Source organism: Streptomyces sp. AV19 (assembly GCF_015999245.1).
Taxonomy (GTDB): Bacteria; Actinomycetota; Actinomycetes; order Streptomycetales; family Streptomycetaceae; genus Streptomyces.
Genome location: NZ_JAEAMR010000003.1, coordinates 222017 through 232156 on the forward strand (window position 1 = coordinate 222017; position 10140 = coordinate 232156).

At 73.5% G+C, this 10140-nt stretch carries 10 protein-coding genes and 2 tRNA genes; 3 read left to right on the forward strand and 9 right to left on the reverse strand.

The features are described from left to right. Nucleotides 1-67: 67 nt before the first annotated feature. On the forward strand, nucleotides 68-661 hold the full coding sequence (locus I5Q34_RS01035; RefSeq protein WP_199890148.1) for a lytic polysaccharide monooxygenase: 594 nt from the start codon (nucleotides 68-70) through the stop codon (nucleotides 659-661). Here the strand turns inward: I5Q34_RS01035 and I5Q34_RS01040 are convergent. The 5 genes from I5Q34_RS01040 to I5Q34_RS01060 all read right to left on the reverse strand — a co-directional run bounded on the left by I5Q34_RS01040 (nucleotide 631) and on the right by I5Q34_RS01060 (nucleotide 3879). Continuing rightward, complete coding sequence (locus I5Q34_RS01040; RefSeq protein WP_199890149.1) at nucleotides 631-1506, reverse strand: cytochrome c biogenesis CcdA family protein; 876 nt, start codon at nucleotides 1504-1506, stop codon at nucleotides 631-633. The genes I5Q34_RS01035 and I5Q34_RS01040 overlap by 31 nt on opposite strands. Beyond that, nucleotides 1503-2300: a DsbA family protein gene (locus I5Q34_RS01045; protein WP_199890150.1), complete on the reverse strand. Its 798-nt coding sequence runs from the start codon at nucleotides 2298-2300 to the stop codon at nucleotides 1503-1505. Before I5Q34_RS01045 ends, I5Q34_RS01040 begins: the two co-directional genes overlap by 4 nt. A 78-nt stretch (nucleotides 2301-2378) precedes the next feature. Then, on the reverse strand, nucleotides 2379-2789 hold the full coding sequence (locus tag I5Q34_RS01050; RefSeq protein WP_199890151.1) for a hypothetical protein: 411 nt from the start codon (nucleotides 2787-2789) through the stop codon (nucleotides 2379-2381). A 129-nt stretch (nucleotides 2790-2918) separates the two neighbouring features. Further along, nucleotides 2919-2992 (reverse strand) — tRNA-Lys (locus tag I5Q34_RS01055). Nucleotides 2993-3117: 125 nt separating this feature from the next. Then, nucleotides 3118-3879, reverse strand: a complete 762-nt coding sequence (locus I5Q34_RS01060) for an IclR family transcriptional regulator (protein WP_199890152.1) — start codon at nucleotides 3877-3879, stop codon at nucleotides 3118-3120. Between the two features lie 252 nt (nucleotides 3880-4131). Between I5Q34_RS01060 and I5Q34_RS01065 the strand changes: the two genes are divergently transcribed. Continuing rightward, a complete protein-coding gene (locus I5Q34_RS01065) occupies nucleotides 4132-5226 on the forward strand; it encodes an LLM class flavin-dependent oxidoreductase (RefSeq protein ID WP_199890153.1) in 1095 nt (364 codons plus the stop codon). Nucleotides 5227-5271: 45 nt separating this feature from the next. Here I5Q34_RS01065 and I5Q34_RS01070 read toward each other — a convergent pair whose 3' ends face one another. Beyond that, nucleotides 5272-7041 carry an EAL domain-containing protein gene (locus I5Q34_RS01070; protein ID WP_199890154.1) on the reverse strand — a complete coding sequence of 590 codons (1770 nt, stop codon included), beginning with the start codon at nucleotides 7039-7041 and terminating at the stop codon, nucleotides 5272-5274. 339 nt (nucleotides 7042-7380) lie between these two features. On the opposite strand from I5Q34_RS01070, the gene I5Q34_RS01075 reads away from it, so the two are divergent. Further along, entirely contained in the window at nucleotides 7381-8619 is a 1239-nt protein-coding gene (locus tag I5Q34_RS01075) for a M6 family metalloprotease domain-containing protein (RefSeq protein WP_199890155.1), read from the forward strand. A gap of 45 nt (nucleotides 8620-8664) precedes the next feature. Here I5Q34_RS01075 and I5Q34_RS01080 read toward each other — a convergent pair. The 3 genes from I5Q34_RS01080 to I5Q34_RS01090 form a co-directional block, all read right to left on the reverse strand. Next, nucleotides 8665-8738 (reverse strand) — tRNA-Lys (locus I5Q34_RS01080). Nucleotides 8739-8756: 18 nt separating this feature from the next. Next, nucleotides 8757-9329: a bifunctional DNA primase/polymerase gene (locus tag I5Q34_RS01085; protein WP_199890156.1), complete on the reverse strand. Its 573-nt coding sequence runs from the start codon at nucleotides 9327-9329 to the stop codon at nucleotides 8757-8759. Between the two features lie 149 nt (nucleotides 9330-9478). Beyond that, complete coding sequence (locus I5Q34_RS01090; RefSeq protein WP_374192948.1) at nucleotides 9479-9865, reverse strand: hypothetical protein; 387 nt, start codon at nucleotides 9863-9865, stop codon at nucleotides 9479-9481. Between the last annotated feature and the right edge of the window lie 275 nt (nucleotides 9866-10140).

Here is a 10140-nt window from a genome sequence, read left to right on the forward strand (position 1 = left end):
GTTCGCTCCGTCGTCCCGGCATCCCCCATCACCGGCTCACCGAACCCCCCACGTTCAGGAGCGAAGCATGCGCAAAAAGATCAGTGCGGTGATCGTCGGCATCGGTGTCACCTGTGTCTCCCTGCTCTCCACCGGCGGTGCGGGGGCGCACGGCTACACCGACGCGCCCACCAGCCGCCAGCAGTTCTGCGCCAACGGCACGGTGCGGGACTGCGGCGAGATCCAGTGGGAGCCGCAGAGCGTCGAGGGCCCGAAGGGTTTCCCCGCTTCCGGGCCCGCCGACGGCACCCTCTGCGCGGGCGGCAACAGCCGCTTCGCCGAGCTCGACGACCCGCGCGGCGGCCAGTGGCCCGCCACGGACCTCGCGGCGGGCCGGCCGGCGGACTTCCGCTGGCGGTTGACGGCCCGGCACGCGACCACCGACTTCCGCTACTACCTCACCAACGACCGTTACGACCCCGCCCGCCCGCTCACCCGGGCCGGCCTGGACCCGCAGCCGTTCCTGACGGTTCCCTACAACGGCCGGACACCGGACGCCACGGTCACCCACCAGGGCACGATCCCCGCCGGGCGGACCGGCAAGCAATTGGTCCTGGCGGTCTGGACGGTCGCCGACACCGGCAACGCGTTCTACGCCTGCTCGGACGTGCGGCTCTCCTGACCGTCGGCCGCGTCCTCCTCCTCGGCGGCGGGCGGGCGGCGCAGCGCGATCCGCGCCAGCACGCCGGCCACCGCGAGCGCGGCGACGGCCAGCAGGACGTAGTCGGGCACGGCGTTGCCCAGCCGGGAGGCGGTCTCCTCGAGGCCCGCCTCCTGGTCCGCGTCCAGCAGCCCGGGCAGCCCGGTCGTGCCGTCGTACAGCAGGAACAGGACGCCGATCCCGATGAAGAACAGCCCGGAGACCAGGGAGGTGGTGTGCAGGCGCAGCCGCCCGAGCCGCAGCTCACGGCCCCGCAGCCAGCGCCGGCGGCCCAGCCCGAAGCGGTCCCAGAACAGGGCGAGGACGAACAGCGGCAGCGCCATGCCCAGCGCGTAGACGGCGAGCATCGCGGCACCGCTCGTCACGTCGCCCCGCATGGCGGTCATCGCCAGCACCGAGCCGAGGATGGGCCCCGCGCAGAAGCCGGCCAGTCCGTACACACAGCCCAGCAGGAAGGTGGACGCGGCCGTGGTCGGGGTGATCCGGCCGGCCGCGGACTGGGCCTTCCGCGAGGCGAAGCCGAGACCGAGGATCTGGGCGGCGCCCAGGGCGATGACGATCCAGCCGCCCGCGGTGACCAGCGCGTCCCGGTGGCCGTTGAAGAGCCGGCTGGCGGCCGTGGAGGCCGCGCCCAGCGGGACGAGGGTGGTGGCCAGCCCCAGGTAGAAGACGCCGGTGCGGGCGAGCAGCCGGCCGGGGCTGGCGAGCGAGTACGCGAAGAACGCCGGGAGCAGCAGCGCGCTGCACGGGCTGACCAGGGCGAGGACGCCGCCGAGGAAGGCGGCGAGGTAGCCGATGTCGCTCACTTGCCGGCCTTCGCGGCCTCGGCGGCGGCCTTGGCCTGCGCGATGGCGGCCTCGAACTCCTTCATCGGCTGGGCGCCCGCGACGGGCCGGCCGCCGACGAGGAAGGACGGGGTGCTGGACACGCCGATCCTGTAGCCCTCCTCCTGGTCCTTCTTGACGGCGTCGGCGGCGGCGGAGCCGTTCAGGTCGGAGCGGAAGCGGTCGAGGTCGCGGACGCCGGCCGTGCGGGCCATGTCCACCAGCTTGTCCTCGGCGAGGGCGTCGCCCTTGCGGGTCTTGGCGTAGAGCTCGTCGTGGAACTGCCAGAAGCGGCCCTGCTGCCCGGCGGACCAGGAGGCGCGGGCGGCGCGGACGGAGGGCTCACCGAAGATCGGGAAGTTGCGGAACTCGATCCGCAGGACGCCCTCGTCGACGTACTTCTTGATCAGTTCCGGCTGGCTCTCGCGCGTGAAGCGGCCGCAGAACGAGCACTGGTAGTCGGCGTACTCCACCAGCACGACCGGGGCGTCCGGCTTGCCGACGGCCATCGGGTCGCCCTTGGCGCGGCGGCTGGTGGTCCGCTCGACCTGGTCGTAGAGGACCTGCTGCGGGTCGGCGGAGGAGGACGCGGACGGCTTGCCGTCGTCGTCGCCGGAGCTCTTGGCGATGGCGATGCCCGCGGCGATCACCGCCACGATCAGGGCGACGACGGCACCGGCGGCGGCGAGGCGGCGGGAGCGGGCGGCCCGGTCCTTGCCGGGACCGGCCTTCTTGGCGGTGCTCTTCTTGGGGGTGGTCTTCTTGGCGTTGGACATGAGGGGGCGAAGCTCCTGAGGTCGTACGGAATCCGGACATGCCGAAGCGCGGCCCGGGGCGGGCCGTGCGGGGCGGGTCTAGATCCGCAGGACGGGGAGGAGCTCGGCGGCACCGGCGGCGGTCGTGGGCGGTGCCCTGGGGACGCCGAGTCGCTGGTGGGGTGCCCGGGGCAGGGGGGAGCGCGCGGCGCCGGCCGCCAGGAGCGGGTCGGTGTGGCCGTGCGCGACGACCGCCTCGGTGCCCTTGAAGGGGACGTCGAGGGGCCGGCAGCTGCCGCCGTTGTCGTCGCGGGAACCGGCGTGCGGGACGACGGCGTACGCGCCGTCGTCCGGCCGGTGGTCCGGCAGGGACCTCGCCGCGGTGGCGGTGGCCGAGGCGGTGGTGGCGGGGGCGGCCGGTCCGGTGCCGGACAGGCCGAGGACGGCGGTGACCATGAGGAGCAGCAGCGTCATCAGGCCGGCTGCCGTCGTGCGGCGGTGCTGGGGCACCTGGCTGCTCCTCTCTCCCCGCTGTCCGATCCCGGTTGATCCGTGTGACCCCGGTTGATCCGTGTGACCCCGGTTGATCCGTGTGACGAAGAAGGCCCCTCACCAAGGTGAGGGGCCTTCTTCTGTCGGTGCGCCGCCAGGGACTCGAACCCCGGACCCGCTGATTAAGAGTCAGCTGCTCTAACCAACTGAGCTAGCGGCGCCTGCTGACGAAGAAAATACTACCTGCTCCCGAGGGGTGCTTCGTACCACCCGTCCCGCAGGGCCCTCCGGCCCCGGAATTCCGTGCTCCTCCGCTGTGCGCTCCCGCCTCAGTGAAGGGCCGGTCTCAGTGAAGGGCCAGCGAGAGCAGCATCGGGGCCGCGTGCCGGTTCAGCTCCTCCGCCGCGCGGCGCAGCCGGTGGGCATGGGCGAGCGGGAGGGAGAGGGCGAGCGAGCCCACGCGCTTCCCGGCGGTGATCGGGACGGCGGCGCAGACCGTGCCCACCGCGTACTCCTGGAGGTCGAGGACGGGCACGGTGGCGGGCTGGGCGGCGAGCCGGGTCAGCAGCGTCCGCTCGTCGGTGATCGTCCGCGAGGTGAAGCGGGCGGTCCGGTGGCGCGCGAGGTGGTCGCGCCGGTCGTCGTGGGCGAGCTGGGTGAGCAGGCACTTGCCGACGGCGCTGGCGTGGGCGGCGGTGCGGAAGTCGACCCATTCGTGGACCCGGGGCGTGCACGGCCCGTCCGCGTATTGGGTGATCCGGACCTCGCCGTCGACGTAGCTGCTCAGGTAGACCGCGGCGCCGATGGTGTCGCGCAGCCGGGAGAGCGAGTCCTGGAGCCGGTGCGTCAGGGCGGTCTCCCGCCCGGCGCCGGTGGCCAGCAGGCCCAGCGCGGGACCCGCGGCGTACGCGCCGTTGCCGACGCGGGCCACGTAGTGCTCGCGGTGGAGCATCGACAGCAGCGGTGCCAGGCGGCCGACGGGCAGGGCGGTCTCGCGGGCGAGCTGGGCCTCGCTGACTCCGCCGACGTGCCTGGTGACCGCCTCCAGGACGCGCAGGGCCTGCTGTACCGAGTGGAACGGTGTGATCGGCTCGGGCTTGAGCGCCACGGTCTCCCCTTGGCTGGTTGCGCGGGTGTTCCGCTTCTCACGATAGGGGCGAAGGGGGCCCTCCGGAGAGGCTGTTGGCGAGAAACGGCGCGGAGTGGGTGCCTCTGTTCTGTGGTGCAGGTCAAAGGCATATGCCTCATGCATGGAGTGCTCGTGGGGAAGAGGGGCGGGAATAAAACGGAGAGTGACTCCGGTTGGCCTCCGTCGAGAACGTCGCGACCCGGGACGTTGTGAGCAGGGAGGCGGGCCACCGTGGCCGAAGCACAGTCCGGAACGACCACTCGCGAAGCGGCCCCGGTGCGGCTGTCCGTACTGGACCTGGCCACCGTCGGCAGCGGCCGGACCGCCGGCCAGGCGCTGGCCACCACCGTCGAGCTGGCCCGTCTCGCCGAGCGGCGCGGCTACCACCGCTTCTGGGTCGCCGAGCACCACTCGATGCCCGGCGTCGCCAGCTCCTCGCCGGCCGTGATCCTCGCCCACCTCGCGGCGCACACCGACCGCATCCGGCTCGGCTCGGGCGGGGTGATGCTGCCCAACCACGCGCCGCTGGTGATCGCCGAGCAGTTCGGCACGCTGGAGGCGTTCGCGCCGGGGCGCATCGACCTCGGTCTCGGGCGCGCGCCGGGCACCGACGGCGCGACCGCGGCCGCGCTGCGCCGTACCGACCGGCTGGGGGAGGGGGCGGACGAGTTCCCGCTGCAGCTCGCGGAGCTGACCCGCTTCCTGGACGACGACTTCCCCGACGGCCATCCCTATGCCCGGATCCACGCCGTGCCCGGCCCGGTCCAGGGCCGGGTGCCCGGCGGTGTCCAGCGGGCCGGCCGGCCGGCGGTGTGGCTGCTCGGCTCGTCCGGCTTCAGCGCGCGGCTGGCGGGGGCGCTCGGCCTGCCGTTCTCCTTCGCCCACCACTTCTCGGCGGCGAACACGCTGCCGGCGCTGGAGCTCTACCGCTCCTCCTTCCGCCCCTCCGCGGTGCTCGACCGCCCCTACGCGAAGATCGGCGTCCAGGCCCTGGCGGCGGACACGGCCGAGGAAGCGCGGCGGCAGGTGATGACCTCCGCCCTGTCGATGCTCCGCCTGCGCGGCGGCCGTCCCGGGCTGGTGCCGACGCCCGAGGAGGCGGAGGCGTACGACTGGAGCGAGCCGGAACGGGAGTTCGTGGCGGACTGGCTGGGGAACGTGGTGCACGGGACGGCGGACGAGGTCCGGGCGGGGCTGGACGCGCTGGCGGCGCGGACGGGGGTGGACGAGCTGATGATCACGGCGAATGTGCATGGCGCCGAGGCGAAGGTGCGGAGCGTTTCGCTGATTGCGGATGCGTACGGGATGCCGGGGGGTGCGGCGTAGGGGGAGTTGCCCCTGTCCCTCCCCCGGAGGGGCAGGGGCAACTCCTCACACCACGGCTCCCGCCCCCGCCCCCAGCAGCGCGGAGATCCGTTCCGCCCCCACCGGCCGCGAATAGAACCACCCCTGCCCCGTGTCGCACCCGATCCGCCCCAGCCGCTCCGCCTGTTCCGCGCTCTCCACGCACTCCGCCGTCACCGTCAGCCCCAGCCGGTGGGCCAGCTGCACCAGTGCCTCGACGATCGTCTCGTCGGCGGGATTCGGGTGTTCGTCCATGCGGAAGCCGTGGACGAACGACCCGTCCAACTTCAGTGTGGAGACGGGCAGTCTGCTGAGGTACGCCAGGTTCGAATAGCCCGTCCCGAAGTCGTCGATCGCGATCGCGACGCCCATGTCGCTGAGTCTGCGCAGCTGTTGGAGGGGCCGCCCCGCCGATCCCATCACCGCGGACTCGGTGAGCTCCAGCTGGAGCAGCCGCGCCGGCAGCCCCGTCCCGTCGAGGATCGCGGCCACGTCCGCGACCAGGTCGGAGTCCCAGACCTGGCGGACCGCCACGTTCACGCTCACCACCAGCGGTTCGTCCGGCCGGTCCAGCTGCCAGCGGCGTGCCTGGCGGCAGGCCGTCTCCAGCACCCAGCGGCCCAGCGGCACGATGGCGCCGGTCTCCTCGGCCAGCCCGATGAACCGATTCGGCGCCAGCGTCCCGAACTGCGGGTGGTGCCAGCGGACCAGCGCCTCCACCCCGCGCACGACCCCGTCGACGAGCCCCACCAGCGGCTGGTACTGCAGGACGAACTCGCCGCGCTCCACGGCCGGCCGCAGCGTGCTGGAGAGCGCCTGCCGGGTCATCCGGTGCGCGTTGCGCTCCGGGTCGAAGAGCGCCCAGCGCGCCTTCCCGTCCGCCTTGGCCCAGTACAGCGTGGTGTCCGCGGCCTGCATCAGCTCGGTCGCGTGCGTGCCGGCCGCCGGACGTTCGACGACGCCGATGCTCGCCGAGACGGCCAGCCGCTGGCCGTCCACCTCGAACGGCCGCTGGATCGCGGCCTGGACGGCGGTGGCGAGCGCGACGAGCTGTTCCGTACCGGCCGACTCCTCGACGAGCAGGGCGAATTCGTCGCCGCCGAGCCGGGCCACCAGATGGCCGCCCGCGGCCGCGCACTCCCGCAGCCGGCGTGCCACCGCGCACAGCAGCCGGTCGCCGGCCCGGTGGCCGAGGGTGTCGTTGACGGCCTTGAACCCGTCGAGGTCCAGGTAGCACAGCCCGATCCGGCCGCGGCCGTCCGCGGCCGCGAGTGCCGCCGCCAACCGCTCGAAGAACAGGCTGCGGTTGGGCAGCCGGGTCACCGGATCGTGCATCCGCAGATGCCGCAACCGGGCCCGCAGGTCGCGCCGTTCGCTGATGTCCGCCACCGACAGCAGGGCGTCGCGGCCGCCCGGCAGCGGGGTCACGGTCACCTCGGCCCAGATCGAGCGGCCGTCGGGACGGCGCAGCCGGCGGGTGCAGTTGAGGCGCGGACGGCGGCCGAGCAGCACTTCCCGGTAGGTGTTCCAGGTCCGGGAGTCCTCGCGCAGGCCGGTGAAATCGGCCGCGGGGCAGCCCTGGAGCCGGGCCGGGTCGGTGCCCAGCAGGGCGCCGAGGGCGTCGTTGGCGACGCGCACCAGACCGTCGGGGCCGACGACGGCCATCCCGAGGTGCGCGGCCCGGAAGGCAGCGCGGAAATCGTTCGCGCTGACGTTACGTTGCGTGACGTTGCGTTCTGTGACGACGGGCACCGTCGCACCCGGCGCGCCGCCCTGGCCGTCGAGGGTTCCGCTCACCGCTCGCTCCCGCGTGGCAATCGTTCCGCACTGTCCGTGCGGCGTTCCGTTCCAGTGCAGTTCCGTGGGCGTGCTCGAAAAGCGTGCTGGAAATGACGGCATATAGCCGTCCGTTGGGGCATTCCATGCTGCAAATGTGGCGATCCGCGTGTCCATGTGCGCCGGGGGCCGGGGTTGTGCGGGCGTGCTCCCCGATGTCGTCTCGATTGACCGTCCGTGACTGAGGGTGATGTACCCAGAAGTCGGCCGAGTCACTCGACCGGGGGATTGGAACAGGGCGTATCACCACAATTCGACTGAGGCTGAAGGCGGTGTCCCGAATCCGTCCGGGAGGTCGACGTGGTGCGTCCGCAGACACCCACGGGGGTGGAACGGCCGCGCCTGCGCCGCCTGGGCGCGATGCTGACCTCGTTGTGCGCCATCGCCGCGACCCTGGTGGCGGGTCCGGCCCGGGCGGTCGGCCCCGGCGGGCCCTGCGCGCTCCCGCGCAGCGAGGCCCACCACTCCGAAGGGATCGACACCTGGAACTCCTCCTACCCGCGCCCCCTCGGCCGGCTGGACGCGGTCATGGTCTTCCTCTCCTTCCCGGACTCCCGCCCGGTCGCCACCCCCGCCCAACTGGCGGCCGACCATTTCCCCGGCACCGCGCGGTTCTTCGAACGGGCCTCCTACGGGCGGTTCACCGTCCGCGCCCACCCGGTGAACCGCTGGTTCCGGATGCCCCGGCCCTCCACCGCGTACCGGATACAGCGCGACTGGGACGGCGAGCTGCGCACCGCCTATCTGCGTGACGCCATCGCCGCCGCGCACGGCGGAGTGGACTTCGGCCGCTACGGCCTCGTCTACCTCGTCGCCGACCCGGACGCCCCCGGGGTGGACTCCGACGCGACCAAGGTCGTCAACCTCGACCGGCCGCTGGAGGTGGACGGCGCCGAGCTGCGCCGCGTCGTCACCGTCTTCGAACACCACCCGCCGGACCGCAACGTCCTCGCCCACGAGACCGGCCACGTGCTGGACCTGCCCGATCTCTACCACCGGCCCACCGAGGGCAAGGGCGACTGGGACACCCACGTCGGCGACTGGGACCTCATGGGCAGCCAGTTCGGGCTCGCGTCCGACCCCTTCGGCTGGCACAAGTGGAAGCTGGGCTGGCTCGACGCCCGACAGGTGGACTGCGTCACCTCCCGGGGTGGCGGCCTGCACACCCTGGTGCCGCTGGAGGCCCCGATGCGGGCGGGGCAGGACCAGCGGGCCCGGCTGCTGGTGGCCCGCACGGGCCCGGCCGGCGCGATCGTCGCCGAGGTCCGCGCCGCGTCCGGCAACGACGCCGCCACCTGCGCGGAAGGGGTGCTGGTCTACCGGGTGAACAGCGAGACGCCGTCCGGTGGCGGGCCCGTACAGGTGGTGGACGGGCATCCGGGCACCCAGGCGTGCCCGGGCGAGGCCGTCTACCCGCCGCTGGCCGACGCCCCGCTGGGTGTGGGCGAGTCCCTGACCGTGAAGCCGGACGGGGTGCGGGTGACGGTCCAGGGGCGGGCACCGGGCGGGGCGTGGACGGTGCGGATGAGCAAGGAGTGAAACAAGAAGACCCCCTCACCGAAGTGAGGAGGTCTTCTCCGTCTGTGCGCCGCCAGGGACTCGAACCCCGGACCCGCTGATTAAGAGTCAGCTGCTCTAACCAACTGAGCTAGCGGCGCCTGCTGACAGAGAAAACTCTAGCACCCTGATCCGGTGGAAAGAAAATCCGTATGTTTGAGACCGGCCCGGGCGGTACGGACGCAGGCCCAGAGCAGGATGTCGGGGCTCGGCAGCCAGGGATGACGCACGTCGGGGGCGACGACCCAGCGGGAGGACGGCGGGGCCGGCTCGGTCTCGTCGGGCGGCAGGGGCGCCGGGACGGTCACGGCGTCGCCCGCGCCCAGGCACAGCAGCGGCGGGACCGCGGCGGCCCACTCCTCCCAGCCGAGCAGCGCGGGCAGCCGCTGGGCCGCGCCCGGGGCGGCGAACAGCAGCAGCCGGCCGTGCTGGGCGGCCACCGGGCCGGAGCCCGGGCCCTGCGACCACAGCCGGTCGAGCATCCGGCGGCCGAACAGCGACGGGACGCCGATCACGTCGAAGGCCGTGCCGCACGGGAGGACGAGCGGTGAGCGGGGATTGTCCGTCCACAGGGCCAGCACGCTGCGGGGGAACGGGCTCGCGGAGGCGAGCCAGTCGGCGCCGGCGGGGGAGACCCGGACGGCGGGGTGCGGGGTGCGGGTGGGGCGCGGGGCGCGCGGCCTGGTGTCCATGTCCCATGATCGGCACCAACATGGCGGCGGGCAAGGGCAGTTGCGGGAATTCGGGACAGTGGGGCGAGGGCTGCGCTAGTTTGGGCCCGCATATGCCAACGGCCCATGAGTGAGGTCATGGGCCGTACGGGACCGGGCGGCGGCGGTCGTCAGTCCGCCGCTCTGCTGCCGCGCAGCAGCTCCCGGCCGAATTCCACCATCTTCCTGGTGTAGTCCTCACTCCACTCGGCCTGCTCCGCGATGGCGGCCGTGGGCAGCCGGTCGAACCGCCGGGGGTCGGCGAGCTGGGCCGCGGCCACCGCCTGGAACTCGACCGCGCGGTCGGCGGCGGCGCGGAAGGCGAGCGCCAGCTCGGTCGAGCGGGCCAGCAGCTCGCGCGGGTCCTCGATCGACTCGAGGTCGAAGAAGTGCTCGGCCTCCGCGACGGCCTCCGGCGGTTCGAAGAGCAGCGGCGCGGGCTTCAGGCGGCGCGGGGCGGACGCTCCACCGCCGCCGGGGCCGGGAGCCTGTTTCGGCTCGCACTCGCACATGTACATACCTCCAGGATCGTCTGCACCGCCCTCCATTGTCGCGCCGCGCGCAAGGGGGCCGGGGGCTTCAGCCCGTCCGGGGGTTGCCCCCTCCGGGGAGTTCGAGGACAACCGCGCGAAGTGCGGTTTCGGGGCCCAGGGGGCGGAGCCCCCGGTCGAGGGGGGGGGGGCGCGCGGCACGCCCCCGGGGGGGGCCGGGCGGAAACGGGGAAGTGGGGGGGGCCCCCCCCCGGGGGGGGGCCGGGCCCCCCCCCCCCCCCCCCCCCCCCCCCCCCCCCCCC

What these genes read in the sequence shown, in the direction of transcription:
- I5Q34_RS01035 (WP_199890148.1), top strand. Translation starts at nt 68, where the DNA reads ATGCGCAAAAAGATCAGTGCGGTGATCGTCGGCATCGGTGTCACCTGT.
- I5Q34_RS01045 (WP_199890150.1), bottom strand. Translation starts at nt 2,300, where the DNA reads ATGTCCAACGCCAAGAAGACCACCCCCAAGAAGAGCACCGCCAAGAAG.
- I5Q34_RS01085 (WP_199890156.1), bottom strand. Translation starts at nt 9,329, where the DNA reads ATGGACACCAGGCCGCGCGCCCCGCGCCCCACCCGCACCCCGCACCCC.
- I5Q34_RS01090 (WP_374192948.1), bottom strand. Translation starts at nt 9,865, where the DNA reads ATGTACATGTGCGAGTGCGAGCCGAAACAGGCTCCCGGCCCCGGCGGC.